The sequence below is a fragment of the Bacteroides cellulosilyticus DSM 14838 genome, from assembly GCF_000158035.1.
Lineage (GTDB): Bacteria > Bacteroidota > Bacteroidia > Bacteroidales > Bacteroidaceae > Bacteroides > Bacteroides cellulosilyticus.
On sequence record NZ_EQ973492.1, the window covers coordinates 1 to 16,000 of the forward strand.

Annotated in this window: 9 protein-coding genes and 2 pseudogenes; all 11 read left to right on the forward strand. The window is 40.8% G+C overall.

Annotation, left to right across the window (positions count from 1 at the left end; all coding sequences use genetic code 11):
• Window position 1: 1 nt before the first annotated feature.
• Window positions 2–1,095, forward strand: a pseudogene (locus tag BACCELL_RS18030) (DUF4434 domain-containing protein).
• A 2-nt stretch (window positions 1,096–1,097) separates the two neighbouring features.
• On the forward strand, window positions 1,098–2,504 hold the full coding sequence (locus BACCELL_RS18035; protein ID WP_007213406.1) for a sugar porter family MFS transporter: 1,407 nt from the start codon (window positions 1,098–1,100) through the stop codon (window positions 2,502–2,504).
• 17 nt (window positions 2,505–2,521) lie between these two features.
• Complete coding sequence (locus BACCELL_RS18040) at window positions 2,522–4,042, forward strand: ADP-ribosylglycohydrolase family protein (protein WP_007213407.1); 1,521 nt, start codon at window positions 2,522–2,524, stop codon at window positions 4,040–4,042.
• A gap of 83 nt (window positions 4,043–4,125) precedes the next feature.
• Entirely contained in the window at window positions 4,126–5,301 is a 1,176-nt protein-coding gene (locus tag BACCELL_RS18045; protein ID WP_007213408.1) for a n-acyl-d-glucosamine 2-epimerase, read from the forward strand.
• Window positions 5,302–5,339: 38 nt separating this feature from the next.
• Complete coding sequence (locus BACCELL_RS18050; RefSeq protein WP_022209473.1) at window positions 5,340–8,450, forward strand: SusC/RagA family TonB-linked outer membrane protein; 3,111 nt, start codon at window positions 5,340–5,342, stop codon at window positions 8,448–8,450.
• A gap of 12 nt (window positions 8,451–8,462) precedes the next feature.
• On the forward strand, window positions 8,463–10,037 hold the full coding sequence (locus BACCELL_RS18055; protein ID WP_007213410.1) for a RagB/SusD family nutrient uptake outer membrane protein: 1,575 nt from the start codon (window positions 8,463–8,465) through the stop codon (window positions 10,035–10,037).
• Window positions 10,038–10,053: 16 nt separating this feature from the next.
• Complete coding sequence (locus BACCELL_RS18060; protein WP_007213411.1) at window positions 10,054–11,472, forward strand: DUF5018 domain-containing protein; 1,419 nt, start codon at window positions 10,054–10,056, stop codon at window positions 11,470–11,472.
• A 69-nt stretch (window positions 11,473–11,541) separates the two neighbouring features.
• Window positions 11,542–13,215 carry a DUF4434 domain-containing protein gene (locus tag BACCELL_RS18065; protein WP_007213412.1) on the forward strand — a complete coding sequence of 558 codons (1,674 nt, stop codon included), beginning with the start codon at window positions 11,542–11,544 and terminating at the stop codon, window positions 13,213–13,215.
• Between the two features lie 233 nt (window positions 13,216–13,448).
• Window positions 13,449–14,483, forward strand: coding sequence for a glycerophosphodiester phosphodiesterase family protein (locus tag BACCELL_RS18070; RefSeq protein ID WP_007213413.1), 1,035 nt, complete (start codon window positions 13,449–13,451; stop codon window positions 14,481–14,483).
• Window positions 14,484–14,488: 5 nt separating this feature from the next.
• On the forward strand, window positions 14,489–15,478 hold the full coding sequence (locus BACCELL_RS18075; RefSeq protein ID WP_007213414.1) for a metallophosphoesterase family protein: 990 nt from the start codon (window positions 14,489–14,491) through the stop codon (window positions 15,476–15,478).
• A 21-nt stretch (window positions 15,479–15,499) separates the two neighbouring features.
• Window positions 15,500–16,000 (forward strand): annotated as a pseudogene (locus tag BACCELL_RS26930) (DUF4434 domain-containing protein); the annotation flags it as partial.

Sequence of the window (16,000 nt, forward strand, 5' to 3'; positions counted from 1 at the left end):
TATGAAAACAAGCAATCGCAGAGATTTTTTGAAAAAGGCGCACTGGCAGGAGCTTCCGCCTTAGTAGTTCCTGGATTGCTGGCAACTGAAGAGAAAGAAGTGATATCTTTCTCTTCATCGCCCGGTGGTGAAACTGATAAATTTATTATTCCTAAGAATAATGGATTGAAAATAACAGGAACCTTCTTAGATGAAATTTCTCATGATATTCCTCATCAGAATTGGAGTGAAAGAGAGTGGGAGCAGGATTTTCGCCACATGAAAAGTATTGGGATTGATACTGTTATTATGATTCGTTCCGGTTATCGCAAGTTCATTACTTATCCTTCTAAATATTTGCTTGGTAAAGGATGCTATATGCCATCTTTCGACTTGGTCGATATGTATCTCCGTTTGGCGGAGAAATATCAGATGAAATTTTATTTCGGTTTGTATGATTCCGGGAAGTATTGGGATACGGGTGATTTATCTTGGGAGATTGAAGATAATAAATACGTTATTGATGAAGTCTGGAAACAATACGGTGAAAAATACAAGAGTTTTGGCGGATGGTATATCAGTGGCGAGATCAGCCGTAAGACTAAAGGGGCTATTGATGCTTTCAGGGCAATGGGAAAACAATGCAAGGATGTCTCTGGAGGTCTTCCTACTTTTATTTCTCCTTGGATTGACGGAAAAAAGGCTGTGATGGGGACTGACAAGTTAACTAAAGAAGATGCAGTTTCAGTTCAGGAACATGAAAGAGAGTGGAATGAGATTTTTGATGGGATTCACGAAGTAGTTGATGCTTGTGCTTTTCAGGATGGGCACATTGACTATGATGAATTGGATGCTTTTTTTACAGTGAATAAAAAGCTGGCGGATAAATATGGTATGAAATGTTGGACGAATGCAGAAACATTTGACCGTGATATGCCAATCAACTTCTTACCGATAAAGTTTGATAAACTCCGGATGAAGTTGGAAGCTGCAAAACGGGCCGACTATGATAAAGCCATAACTTTTGAATTTTCTCACTTTATGAGTCCACAATCAGCTTACTTACAGGCGGGACACTTGTATGATAGATATAAAGAATACTTTAATATAAAATAAATATGAAGTCGACAATTAATTTAGGTTATTTAGTTTTCCTTTCGGTAGTAGCGGCTTTGGGCGGTTTTCTGTTTGGATATGACACTGCCGTAATTTCCGGTACCATTGCGCAGGTAACAGAACAGTTCGGGTTGGATGCTTTGCAACAAGGATGGTATGTAGGATGTGCATTGATCGGTTCTATCATTGGGGTGCTTTTTGCTGGTATTTTGAGTGATAAGTTTGGGCGAAAATCTACTATGATCCTTTCAGCTATTTTATTCTCTACATCGGCTATTGGTTGTGCCGTATCTACAGACTTTAATCAACTGGTTATCTATCGGATTATAGGTGGTGTTGGGATAGGGGTTGTTTCTATCATTTCTCCACTTTATATTTCAGAAGTGGCTGTAGCGCAATATCGCGGACGTTTGGTTTCTCTGTATCAATTGGCGGTTACAATCGGTTTCTTAGGAGCTTATCTCGTTAATTACCAGCTTTTAGGCTATTCTATGAGTAATCCGGATGTTAGTACAGGATGGTGGAACCTAGTATTTGTATCGGAGGTGTGGAGAGGTATGTTAGGTATGGAAACATTGCCTGCAATCATGTTTTTCATTATAATCTTTTTCATACCTGAGAGTCCTCGCTGGTTGATACTGAAAGGGAAAGAAGAAAAAGCTACAAATATTCTTGAGAGAATTTATACCTCTTCTAAGGAAGCTTTATTTCAATTGACAGAGACTAAGTCTGTACTATCATCCGAGTCTAAATCAGAATGGAAGCTCTTGTTGCAACCTGGTATAAGGAAAGCTGTTATTATCGGTGTATGTATTGCTGTGTTGGGACAGTTTATGGGTGTGAATGCCGTTTTATATTATGGACCTTCTATTTTTGAAAATGCAGGTTTATCCGGAGGTGATTCTTTGTTCTATCAGGTTTTAGTGGGATTGGTGAATACATTGACTACTGTATTGGCTCTTGTTATTATTGATAAAGTAGGGCGTAAAAAGTTGGTTTATTATGGCGTATCAGGTATGGTGATTTCTTTAATACTGATTGCAACTTACTTTATTTATGGTGAGTCCTGGGGTATCTCCAGCATTTTCCTTTTAATCTTTTTCCTCTTCTATGTATTTTGTTGTGCAGTGTCTATATGTGCTGTGGTATTTGTGCTTCTTTCTGAAATGTATCCGACCCGGGTACGCGGGCTTGCCATGTCCATTGCCGGCTTTGCTTTATGGATAGGTACATACTTGATTGGACAGTTAACCCCCTGGATGCTCCAGAATCTTACCCCCGCCGGAACATTCATTCTGTTTGCAATCATGTGTGTACCCTATATGCTGATAGTTTGGAAACTTGTTCCCGAGACCACAGGAAAGTCTTTGGAAGAGATTGAACGCTATTGGATGAAAAATAAAAATTGACCTTAATATTATATATAATGAAGATTAGAAATTATTTATTGAGTGGCTGTCTTATAGCAGCATTGTGTTCGTGCGGTACTTCTCAGAAGGAGAACCTGAACCTCACCCTATCGAAAGACACGTTATTCGATAAGGTAAAAGGGGCTTGGGCCGGACAAATCTTGGGATGTACCTATGGCGGTCCAACAGAGTTTCAGTATTTGTCAACCATGATTCCTGATTCTGTGGTTATACCATGGGGAAATGGGGAAATCAAGAAATGGTTTGATGGTGGAGGTGGTCTTTATGATGATGTTTACGTAGATCTGACATTTGTAGAGACTTTTGAAAGGTGTGGATTGGATGCTCCTGTCGATTCTTTTGCGGCAGCATTCTTAGCTAAAGAATATCCGTTGTGTCATGCAAACCAGCAGGCTCGTTATAACCTGTTGCAAGGTTTGTCCCCCCATGCCAGTGGATATTGGAAAAACAATCCTCATGCCAATTGCTTGGATTTTCAGATTGAAGCTGACTTTGCAGGTATTATGTCGCCGGGTATGGTGAATAGTGCAGTGGATTTTTGTGACCGTATCGGACATATCATGGCTTACGGTGATGGATGGTATGGCGGAGTATACGTAGCTGCCATGTATTCTTTAGCTTATGTAAGTGATGATATTGAATACATCGTGACGGAAGGTTTGAAAGCGATCCCCCAGCAAAGTCGTTTTTATGCATGCATGACCGATGTTATAAACTGGCACAAACAATATCCAGATGATTGGAAAAAGTGCTGGGAAGAGATTGAGAAAAAATGGGGAACTAATGACATAGCCTGCCCAGATGGTGTTGAAGTACCTTTTAATATTGAAACCTATGTAAACGGAGCCTATATCATTTTGGGATTGCTTTACGGTCAGGGCGACTTTGAAAAAACAATTGATATTTCTACACGTGCAGGACAAGATTCCGACTGTAATCCGGCTTCTTCCGGAGGCATTTTAGGAACCATGCTTGGCTATAATCGCCTTCCGGAGAAATATAAGGCCGAAATGGCAATTGTTGAAGATATGCCTTTCAATAATACTGTGAGCTTCAATAAAGGTTCTGAGTTGAGTTACGGACAGGCTTTGCAGATGATAGAAAGAGAAGGTGGAAAAGTGGGTGAGAATGAAGTTAAAATTAACTTTCAGAAGCCTGTTCCTGCTAAATTGGAAATCAGCTTTGAAGGTTTGAAACTTGATAAGAAGGTGACTGTGGATAATTGGATTGCTAACTTTCCGACTGTGGAGTTCGACGGTATAGGGGCTGTTATTAAAGGAGAACTCAAGGGTGATAATGTTCCTGAAGATTATGTTGCAGAGTTAGAAGTATATTTCAATGATAAATTGGTAGAAGTCTGCAAGTTACCGTTGAAGTATAACCATCGCAAACATGAGCTGTTTTTTAATTACGAACAGCCTTACGGAAAATATAAAGTGACTTGTAAATGGACTAATCCAGTGAAAGGAGCAGATATTTGGGTAAGAGATGTAATTACTTATACAACAGATAAATAGGTATCAATATATTGAGGAACTGGTTTATATGCATGCCGGATAAAAAACGTTTCCAGTTTCTCATCTAAAAAAATAATAGAATTATGGATTTGAAGAAATTAGCGGATCAGTATAAGGATGAACTGTTGGATAATGTTCTTCCTTTCTGGTTAGAGCACTCCCAGGATCACGAGCATGGTGGGTATTTTACCTGTCTGGACCGGAAAGGGAATGTTTTTGACACAGACAAATTTATTTGGTTACAGGGCCGGGAAGTATGGTTGTTTTCAATGCTTTATAATAAGGTAGAGAAACGCCAGGAGTGGTTGGACTGTGCTATTCAGGGAGGTGAGTTCCTGAAAAAATATGGTCATGATGGAAATTATAACTGGTATTTTTCTCTTGATCGTACAGGACGTCCCTTGGTGGAGCCTTATAATATCTTCTCATACACCTTTGCTGTAATGGCATTTGGACAACTTAGCCTGGCTACGGGAAACCAGGAGTATGCGGATATAGCAATGAAGACTTTCGATATTGTATTATCGAAGACCAACAATCCTAAGGGAAAATGGAATAAGCTTTATCCGGGCACACGTGATTTGAAGAATTTTGCCTTACCGATGATCCTATGTAATTTGGCTATGGAAATAGAGCATTTGCTGGATAAGGGTTGTCTGGAAAAGACGATGGAAGTATGTATCCATGAAGTTATGGAAGTCTTTTATCGTCCGGAACTTGGAGGCATTATTGTAGAGAATGTTCTGGCAAATGGAGAACTTTCCGATTCTTTCGAAGGACGTCAGGTTACTCCGGGCCATGATATTGAGGCCATGTGGTTCATTATGGATCTTGGGAAACGTCTGAACCGTCCGGATTTGATTGAAAAGGCGAAGAACATTACTTTGACGATGCTTGATTATGGTTGGGACAAAGAATTTGGCGGTATCTACTATTTCATGGATCGTAAAGGATGTCCACCCCAACAATTGGAATGGGATCAGAAATTGTGGTGGGTTCATATTGAAACTCTGATTTCATTGCTCAAAGGTTATCAACTGACCGGAGATAAGCAATGTCTTGATTGGTTTGAAAAGGTACATGAATATACATGGAGCCATTTCAAAGATAATGAATATCCGGAATGGTATGGTTATCTGAATAGAAGAGGTGAGGTGTTATTGCCTCTGAAAGGTGGAAAGTGGAAAGGTTGTTTCCATGTTCCCAGAGGACTTTACCAGTGCTGGCAAATTTTAGAAGATATAACTAAGGTCGTATGAAACGAGAATAACAATTCCTAATTTTAAATTTTGGTAATATGAAAAACAAGTATCTTTGTTTGCTATTTTTATTATTCTCTCTAGTAAGTATGAGTGCACATGCTCAGATAAAGGTAGAGGGTAATGTGTTTGATGAGAATGACACTCCGTTGATTGGTGTATCAGTTGTTGCCGAGGGAGGGACAAATGGTGCTATTACTGATTTAAATGGTCATTTTTCACTTATGGTATCTAATGCGAATTCGCATTTGACTTTCTCTTATGTGGGCTACATCACTCAGAAAGTGCAGTTGAAAGGAAAAAAACTTCTGAAGATCATTCTGAGGGAAGATGCTAATTTGTTGGATGAAGTTGTAGTAGTAGGCTACGGTACACAGAAGAAAATAAATGTGACTGGTGCTATTGCACAGGTGGATAACAAGGAACTGAAGATGGCACCGAGCGGAAGCCTTTCCGGTATGCTGGCCGGCCGTTTGCCCGGTTTGATTTCCAAACAGAGCAGTGGACAGCCAGGTGCCGATGGTGCTAACTTGTACATCCGTGGTAATGGTGCCGGAGATGGTAGCCCGTTGATTGTAATCGATGGTGTTATTACCGATTACTTTCCATCATTTTCTCCTGATGAAGTAGAATCTATCACTATTTTGAAAGATGCGACTGCTGCGGCTGTTTATGGTGTGCGCGCTGCTGCTGGTGTAATCTTGATTACGACGAAGCGTGGTGCTGTTCAGAAGCCTACCGTAACGTATAACGGATCACTCACATTGAGTCAGAATACTGATTTTCCGAAGTTCCTGAATGGACCGGATTATGCTTATTGGTATAATAAGGCTCAACTCTTGGACGGAGTTGCAGAGGAAAACTTGAGATTCTCACCTGAAGAAATAGACCGTATTACTAATCCGGGAGAGAATGAGCACATTTATGGAAATACAGACTGGTTTGATTTGTTATTCCGTAATACAGCTCCTACTTATACAAATAATGTTTCAGTTTCCGGTGGTACGGAAAAAATTAAGTTCTTTGCTTCAGTCGGTGCATACAATCAGGAGGGTATTATTAAACGTACTTCTTATGATAAGTATAATTTCCGCTCTAATATGGATGCAAAGATTACTGATAACTTTGATTTGTCTCTTGATTTATCCGGTTATGTTTCCGAGCAGGATGAGCCAGGTGCTTCTGCGGGTGTAGGTTCGTATGCTTCTATTTTCCAGCAAGCATTGTTATCATATCCTTACTTGAAGCCTTATACGGCTGATGGAATGCCTATAGCCAGTATAAATACGGCTGGTAATGGAAATAACAATCCTATTGCGGCAAGAGATTTGTCTGGTAACAATAATGTTAAGAAGACATATTTCCAGGGCAATATTGCTATGAAGTATCAGCTGCCTTTTGTGAAAGGGCTGTCTGTTAAGTTGAATGCTTCTTATCTGAAGAATTATACTATGCAGAAGAAGTACTTCTTGACTTATGATGTGTACGGTTGGAATCAGACTACCCGTCAAGGTAATGTAGAGACTGGCCGAATTGCTAATAAAGTTTCTTTGAATCAGTGGTTCACGGAAAGTGAAGGTTATACGATTCAACCGGCTCTTGAGTACTCAAATAAATTTGGTAAGCATGCTATATCCGGATTATTCTTATATGAATTTTCCAGAACAGACGAGTCCAGTATGTCTGCCGGTAGAACGGATTTTCCTATAACTGATATCATGGATTTGAACTATGGTCTTGAGGTGAATAAAGATTTGGTAAAAGGCGGACACAGTCAGGCTAAACGTGCCGGCTATGTAATTCGTCTGAACTATTCTTATGATGATAAGTATTTATTAGAGTTCACCAGCAGAATTGATGCTTCTACAGCACTTCCCAAAAAGTACAGATGGGGTGTATTCCCGGGTGTTTCAGTAGGATGGAGACTTTCTCAGGAAGATTTCTTTAAGGAAGCCGTTCCTTTTATGGAAAACCTGAAGATCCGTGCATCTGTAGGACGTTTAGGTAGCGATCGTGCCATTAGTAATACGATGACTTATTTCTCTACAGCCACTTTATCGGCTGACCCGACAGTATTATTCGGTACCAGTCCCCAGAAATATTTGGGATTGAGTAGCCCGGTAAATCCTTTTTTGAAGTGGCAGTTGACTGATACTTATAATGTTGGTATCGAATCTAGTATGTGGAATGGTTTATTGGGTGTTGAATTGGATGTGTTCTATATGAAGACCACCCGTTCATTGGAGTCTCAGTCAGCAAACTTCCCGCCATCGCTGGGATCTTACTATCCAACGTATATCAATTATGGTTCTCATGATAACCGTGGTTTTGAGCTCGTATTGTCTCATAATAATCATATAAGAGATTTTACTTATCATGTAAGAGGTAATCTTTCCTGGGCTCGTAACAAAGTGTTGAAAATGACGGAAGATGCCAATGTGCCTGATTATAAACGTGCTACTGGTGGCCCGATGGGAAGATACTGGGGATTTGTTGCAGATGGTTTATTCCAGTCGGAAGAAGAAATAGCTCATAGTGCTGTTTTCGGTCCGACATTACCCGGTGATATCAAACTGAAAGATATTAATGGTGATGGTAAGATTACCTGGGATCAGGATATGGTTCCAATTGGTCGTAGCAATACACCGGAAATGATGTTTGGTTTGAATCTGGGTGCTGAATGGAAAGGTTTTGATTTCAATATGTTGTTGCAAGGTGCAGCTCTGTTTGATGTAAATTTATGCGGATTGTATAGTAGTGGAATTCGTGATGATACATTCTATACACGTCCTTTCTATGCTGATGGAAATACTCCTTATTATTTGGTGGAAGGTGCTTGGCGTCCCGATCATACTGATGCTAAATATCCTCGTTTAGGAATCGAGTCAAGATCAAATGGTGGAAAATTCTCTTCCTGGTGGGTAGAAGATGGTTCTTATGTACGTCTGAAATCCATTCAGTTGGGATATACTATACCAAAGAAATGGAGTAAAAAGGCTGGCTTTGAAAGAATTCGTGCTTATGTAGCCGGTGGTAACCTGTTTACTTTATCTCATCTGGAGCATATGGATCCTGAAATGCCAAGTGTAAATCAGGGATACTATCCTCAACAGCGTACGTATGAATTTGGATTAAATGTAACTTTCTAAAAAACTAATACAATGAAATCAGTAAATAAGATAATAACAGTATTTGCTTCTGCTTGCTTCACGCTGAGTAGTTGTGATATTGATCCTGTTCTGACAAGTAGTTATCCTGACGATATCACTTGGTCGAATGAAACGAATCTGCAATTGTATATTAATGGCTTTTATTCTTTGATCGGAGGATATTATTCAATCACTGATGATGCATGCGCTGATCTTTTGAAAGCCAATAATCCGGCTGCCAATACTAATTTGTTTGTATTCGGTTCTACTCCTATTACTTCTGCCAGTAATCTTTTTGACAACTGGAATAATAGGCATTCCTGGCAATTGACTTGTTGCCGTGCTTTGGAAGGATTGGAAAAACACCGTGAAAACTTTACTGAAGAGGTTGCCAAACGTGCAGAGGCGGAATTCCGTTTTTTCCGTGCAGTGGCTAATTTTGATTTGGCGAAGCGGTATGGAGCTAGTTTTATCCTGTACAAGCAGTTACCTGAACTTGGACAAAAGGAGCATGCGCGTTGTACACCGGATGAATGTTGGGATTTCATAGCAGAGGATTTAGACTTTGCAGCTAAAAATTTGCCTCTGAGAGGTACTGTAGAGGCTGGTAAGTTGACAAGTGGTGCAGCTTATGGAATGAAAGCTCGTGCTATGCTCTATGCTGAGCGTTGGAAAGATGCTTCCGATGCTGCTGCCGAATTGAAAAAGCAAGGGTATGAACTGTATGAGGATTATGGGAAGTTGTTTCTGAATAGAAGGGCGAAACCGGTTGCAAATAATGAAAGTGTCATAGAGTTTGGCTATGTTTACGAGACGTTGGATTATTCTTTTGATTATTTCAATTGTCCGCCCAGTGATGGTGGTTATGCTGAAATCAGTCCGACAGAGACGTTGGTATCGGCTTATCAGATGGCTGATGGTAAAGAGTTTGATTGGAACAATCCTGAAATGGCTGCCAACCCCTATGAAGGCCGTGAACCACGTTTCTATGCTTCCATCCTTTATAATGGTTGTCAATGGAAAGGAGAAACACTGTACACATACGAAGGTAGTGTGGATGGCTATGGTTTAGGTGGTGGTACTACTTGCACAGGTTACTATATGCGTAAGTTGTTTGATCCGGAAATTAGTAAGAGCCAAATGCGTAGAACTGACCTGACTTTCTATTATATGCGTTATGCTGAAGTTCTATTGATCTATGCGGAAGCAATGGCAATGCAAGATAAACTTACTGAAGCATTGGAAGCATTGAATGAAGTAAGAGACAGAGTTGATTTGCCGGCAGTATCAGCCAGTACAAAAACTGAATTCATGAAACTTCTCCGCCACGAAAGAATGGTAGAGTTAGCTTTTGAAGGACATCGTTTTTGGGATCTCCGTCGTTGGGGATTGGCAACTACAGTCCTGAATGGTACCCACATGGAAGGAGTGAAGCCGACAAAAGTAGGTGATGGATATGAATACAATGTTGTGGATTGTGATGCTGGTAAAACGCGTGTTTATCTGGAGAAATACAATCGCTTCCCTATTCCTATTGCAGAAATTCAGCAGAACCCTGCTTGTGAACAGTTTGACGAATGGAAATAATTAAAAAAATGAAGCTATGAAAATACTTAATAGAATTGCAGCAACAGCGTGTTTGTTTGGGGCAGTGCTCTTGGTTTCCTGTGAGTCTCCTGACTTGAGCACAGCACATGAAAGCCAAGTGAATGGTCTACTTAATGTAACCATTCAGATACCTGATAATCCGACGGAGTTTTATGCTACCAAGAAAGGTCCTTATGAAGAGGGAGAAGAAATTACGGTGAAAGTTCCTACCACGGATGAAGACCCGCTCGATGTAAGCCGTCTGATTTGCACCGTAAGCGTGGAGCATAATTGTTATGTTGTTCCGGGAGTTGGGGGTGAAATGGATTTCACTGAGCCTTATAAAATAACAGTAATCGATGCATTGGGAAATCGTCATAACAATACGATTCGTGTGGTACCGACACCGCCTAAAACCAAGTTCTCCAAAGTGTGGGAAAAGAACTGTACCGATCTGGGATTGGCAAGCCGCAATAATACAGGCTTAGCAATATACGGTCAATATCTGGCAGTTCAGGAATATAATGGTCCTATCTACCTGTATGACATGAAGACGGGAGCAGCGGTTAAGACTATAGATGCAGCAAGATCGTTTATGATGAAGGCTCGTACGGATGATGCCGGCCACTTGATTACTTCCCGTGAAAATATTTACGGTGCAGGTTTCATGGTCTTCTATTATTCTGAAGCAGATCAGGAACATAAGTTGCTGCTTGACTATACTGCCGGTGATGGTTGTCCGGGAGATTTGGGATATAACATGAGCGTGGCAGGTGATGTAACCAGCGGTACAGCTTATATTTATGGTACAGGTCCTAATGATATGACTATTTATTATTGGAAATTACAGGATGGTCAGTTAGTAACTCCTGCCAATCAGCCTAATAAATTGCGTTACGGACCGGCCGGAAGTTCTTGGACTGCCGCACCTGCCATACAGCGTGCTTCATTGGCCGACGATTCGGATCATTACATCAGTTATACGAAGTGGGTAAACGGAAACAGTGATGAGGCTTTGAAGAGTCGCTTCAATATCTTTACGACATCCATGGAAGTTACAGCTTTGAATGCGGCTGCTCACGAATACCGCTTGCTTGGCTTCAATGTATTTAAGGTGGAAAATGATACCTATTTGGCACTCAATGACCAAGGTGCTGACCAATGGGCCGGTGGTGGTGCTACCCTCAAGGTATTCGACATTACCAATACCTCTAAGATGGAACTGGGACCGGACGATGACGGATATGGTGACTTCTGTGTATTTACAAGCGATATGTCCGCATGGGGGCAGAATTACTTTAGCTGGGGAGACGTTGCTGTCTACAAAGAAGCAACCTCAACCGGATATGATGTGTACATTGCAACCTCTGTTGTTGGCTTTGATTTATCACAGTCTATTGTAAGAATGTATAAGATGAGTTATTTCCGTCAATAATACACATTGATTAATTCAAATCGGGAGTGCCGCTAATCCGGCGGCACTCTTTTTTAAAACTAATGCCTTATGAAAACAACTGCTATATTGGTAAGTCTGTTCTGTTTTATTTTGGCTTCCTGTGGAAGTGATGATCATAACGGAGGAGGAAACGGTCAGGATGGTGACTATAACCTGCAAGAAGAGATACGCAAAATATTGAATAGCACGAAAGCTACTAAAAATATTAACCCTTTCGATGAATTGGGGTGCGAAATTTATCGTACTGGTCCTACCAGTGCCGAAGAACCTACCAATGCCACTATTGACTATGATTTAGGTGATGACTATAAAGAAGGAGTGGGAAGTTTTAAGCTGAAATACAGTTTTTCCGGTAAGCCTATGACTTCAAATCCTGAGTATGTCTATTTCGAAGAAACATGGGGAGATTATCGCCCCGACCTGTCTTTCTATCCTTTGGGACTTTCCATTTGGGTGAAAGGTCAAAAAGGTAACAAAGGTGTTTTCCGCTTCATCATTATGGAGGATGAGAAGCAATTCAGCGCCGACAAACCGCATGACAGTACACGTAAGAGATGGCAATATTATGCTTTCGAAGACGAAGAAATATTATCCAAAGAAGGTTGGAACCGTCTGGTTATGCCCTACAGTGCGTTCAAATTGTATAAAAAGGGGCAGGGGGCTACGGCTGACGGCTTATTGCTAAACCGTTTTGAAGGATTCAGGATTGAAATCGTAAATACGAAACATGAAGTTTGCACCGGCGAGGTAAGTATCGACGCGTTGGAGCAATTGACCTCTTATGAACTGAAAAACGGAAAGCCCAAGTTCTCCAGTATTTTTGTACAATTGAATACCGCTTATGTCAACGAAGACTGGGATAAACAGTTTCAGGATAGCCGTGCCATCGGCATTGACACCTGGATTATCCAGTACGCGGAGCAGTTTACAGACGGAGAAAACACCAGCATTTCGTTCTATAAGAATACCAACATGCCTTGGATTACCGAGAAGTATGACTTTGTCGACCAAATGTTCGAGGCTGCCGAGCGCAATGGCATAAAACTGATTGTAGGCCTTTATCCCGGTGATTACAGTAAAACGAATACGGCATCACCGGAGAAATATAATCTCAATTTAGAGAGAAATAAGATGGTGTTCGATGAGCTGTATGAGCAATTTGGCAATCACCCTTGCCTTGAAGGCTGGTATATAACCGAAGAATTTCACGACGGTTCTTATCCTGTAGGCTGGCAGCAAGAACCCTCTTTATCCATGTTGGCTAAATATCTTGAAGGAGTGGCATCTTATATCAAGACAAAATCGGATAAGCCCGTTTCTATTGCTCCGGCTTTATGGCGAGGTATGCCAGCTGATCTTTGTGGCCAATGGTTCGGACGGATTTTCGCCCAGACGCCCAATATTGATTATTTATACATTCAGGACCTTGGCGGACGTTGCCTGGTGGATGTGGATGTAGACCTGCCTAATTGGTTTGCTGAGATTAAAAAAGCATGTGATGCCAACGGCGTACATTTTGGTGTTGATATAGAATCATTCCAGAGTTGCTGGTGTCCGAATGTCCCTTATCGGGAAAAGAACTGGAGTGAACTAAAGGAGCAACTATTCGTAGCAGGGTTGTTTACCGAATATATCACGAATTTCAGTTGGGTTACTTTTAAGAAAGGTACAAACAATTACACAAGTTATAAAAAGTATCTGGAAGATAACGGACTTTTGTAAATAAAGGAGACTCTAATACCCGAAGGTGTAGTGGTAAATAGAAAAGGGCTACACCATAAGGGTGAAAGGGTGTAGCTATCCGGACAAAAGGGTGTAGCCTCTTCATTAAAAGGGTGTAGCCCGCTTAAATCATCGCCACAACTATATATGGACAGGGGTGTTGTTCGCAATCTTTATCCGGATATCTAATATGGATTTTATTTATGTATATATTTATTGTAGACTAAAATAGAATGAAAAATGCAATCTTTATAGCAGGAATGCTTCTTAGCTCCTTTGTCATAAGGGCCGGAGATATTTCGAAGTATGTGCTGGATAATTATCTGATTCCCGTGGGACAGTCGGGGAGTGTGGTGGGCCGGATATATCCCACGCCCTCCAATGTTCGTTTGTTGAGTGATACTTCTTCTCTTTTCCGGATTGATCTTAAAGAGAAATCAATCTGTCTGAAAAAGAATAGGGCATTATCAGCAGGGCAGACGAGTTACAGATACGGCATAACCCTTTTGATTGATGGGCAGCAGTGTGAGTTTGAATTATTGAAAGATGGCTTCAGTAAGAACAGAGTGGTGGCTCATCGGGGTGCCTGGAGACAAAAAGGGGTGTTGCAAAATTCTGTTCGTTCTTTTCAGAATGCGGTAGAATTGGGATGTCAGGGGTCTGAATTGGACGTCTGGTTAACTGCTGACAATAGAGTTGTTCTTTCTCATGATCCGCATGTATATGGATTGGAAGTTGAAAATATCACCTCATTGCAGTTATTTCAACAAACGATTAATGAGAAAGACCCGGTACCTTCACTTCAGGAACTATTGATAGCTGCAAGGGCACAGAATAGTACCCATCCTATTATTGAAATAAAAGATTCCCAAAAAGGTTTGGAACGTACGTTGCAGTTGACAGACTCAGTGGTGAATATTGTTCATCGCATGAAAATGCAGGGATATGTGGAATATATCAGTTTCAATTATGAAGTCTTGAAACGTATCCGCGAACTGGACCCTACAGCCAGAACTCTTTACTTATGGGAAGGTAAGAAGGAACTGAAAGACTTGGTGAACGACCGCATCTCAGGAATTGATTATTCTTACTATGCATACAGGCAGGATAAGAATCTGACCCAAAAAGCCAGGGAAGCCGGTTTGCTTACCAATGTCTGGACGGTGAATAATGCGGAAGAGCTACAACAATATTATTTGTTGGGAGTAGACTATATTACTACAGATGAACCTGAATTATTATTGAAGATTATAGACAGTTTAAAATAAAAGATATGATGTGTAAGAAAATTGCTTTATGCTTAATGGTATTATTCAATGCTCTTACGGTTTTGGGCCAGAAAGAAGTATTGAAATTCAATCGTGACGGTAAGTTTAAGATTGTACAGTTTACGGATGTTCATTATAAATATGATGATCAGGCGAATTCACAAATATCTCTGGATCGTATAAACGAAGTATTGGATGCCGAACGTCCTGATTTCGTCATGTTTACGGGAGATGTGGTTGTTTCTAATGAAGCTTTTAAGGGGCTGGACATTGTTTTGGAGCCTTGCATCAGACGCAATATTCCGTTTGGAGTGATATTTGGCAATCATGATGATGAGTATGATCGCACCCGGGCGGAACTGTATGATTATCTCTCACAAAAGAAAGGCAGTATGATGCCTGCACGTGAGGGCGAAGTTGCTCCCGATTATGTTTTGACGGTGAAGTCGTCAAAGGATAAGAATAAAAATGCGGCTCTTCTATATTGCATTGATTCTCATGCATACACGCAGATAAAGTCAGTACCCGGATATGACTGGATTAAGTTTGACCAGATTGCCTGGTACAGAAATCAAAGCAAGGAGTTTACGAAGCAGAATAATGATATCCCTCTTCCTGCATTGGCTTTCTTCCACATTCCCATACCCGAATACAAAGATGCTGTGATGGAAGATAAGAACAGATTGTTTGGAGTGAGAGGTGAAGGAGTTGCTTGCCCTACCACTAATTCAGGTCTGTTTACTTCTATCAAGGAGTGTGGAGATGTTATGGGGACATTTGTCGGTCACGATCATAACAATGATTATGCAGTTATGTATAAGGAGGTACTACTTGCTTATGGACGCTATACAGGTGGAAATACGGTGTACAATAATTTGGCTAACGGTGCCCGTGTAATCATATTGCAAGAGGGAGAGCGTAAGTTCGATTCCTATATTCGTCTGGCCGGTGGCGAGATTGAATCACGGATTTCTTATCCGGGTAGTTTTAACTAATTCTAATTTAAAAAGATGATTATGAAACGTACTTTTTTACTTCTTTTTTCTTTGTTCAGTCTGGTAAGTTTGCAGGCGGAGAATAAAGTGAGCTTAACTTTAATACCTCCGGGAAAAATCACTAATAAGGTCGATCTGGATATCCGCGGTGGTATTGTGAACGAAAGTGCTTCACAACAGACTTATCAGGTAGCTTTGTATTGGAATAAAGAGAATAAAAATGCACTGTTATACGAAACGGTTGTGACAATCCCTGCCGGAAAGGCCGAAACGGTTAAGGTGGTTATACCTACCAAGGACCGGGTAGGGAAGAATAAAGTGATCTTCAAAGTGGCTAATGAAGGCAAGGCCTATCGGAAGACAAAAGATATAGAAGTGATTGAATCGGATATTCGCTCTATCCAACAGATATCCGGTGCCTGGACGGGCATCTATCACTGGAGCGAAATCGAAGGAAAACATTGGAATCAGGATATCAAGAAGATGACCGACGATCAATGGAGAGAGTTGATCCGTTCCATG

What these genes read in the sequence shown, in the direction of transcription:
- BACCELL_RS18035 (WP_007213406.1), top strand. Translation starts at nt 1,098, where the DNA reads ATGAAGTCGACAATTAATTTAGGTTATTTAGTTTTCCTTTCGGTAGTA.
- BACCELL_RS18040 (WP_007213407.1), top strand. Translation starts at nt 2,522, where the DNA reads ATGAAGATTAGAAATTATTTATTGAGTGGCTGTCTTATAGCAGCATTG.
- BACCELL_RS18045 (WP_007213408.1), top strand. Translation starts at nt 4,126, where the DNA reads ATGGATTTGAAGAAATTAGCGGATCAGTATAAGGATGAACTGTTGGAT.
- BACCELL_RS18050 (WP_022209473.1), top strand. Translation starts at nt 5,340, where the DNA reads ATGAAAAACAAGTATCTTTGTTTGCTATTTTTATTATTCTCTCTAGTA.
- BACCELL_RS18055 (WP_007213410.1), top strand. Translation starts at nt 8,463, where the DNA reads ATGAAATCAGTAAATAAGATAATAACAGTATTTGCTTCTGCTTGCTTC.
- BACCELL_RS18060 (WP_007213411.1), top strand. Translation starts at nt 10,054, where the DNA reads ATGAAAATACTTAATAGAATTGCAGCAACAGCGTGTTTGTTTGGGGCA.
- BACCELL_RS18065 (WP_007213412.1), top strand. Translation starts at nt 11,542, where the DNA reads ATGAAAACAACTGCTATATTGGTAAGTCTGTTCTGTTTTATTTTGGCT.
- BACCELL_RS18070 (WP_007213413.1), top strand. Translation starts at nt 13,449, where the DNA reads ATGAAAAATGCAATCTTTATAGCAGGAATGCTTCTTAGCTCCTTTGTC.
- BACCELL_RS18075 (WP_007213414.1), top strand. Translation starts at nt 14,489, where the DNA reads ATGATGTGTAAGAAAATTGCTTTATGCTTAATGGTATTATTCAATGCT.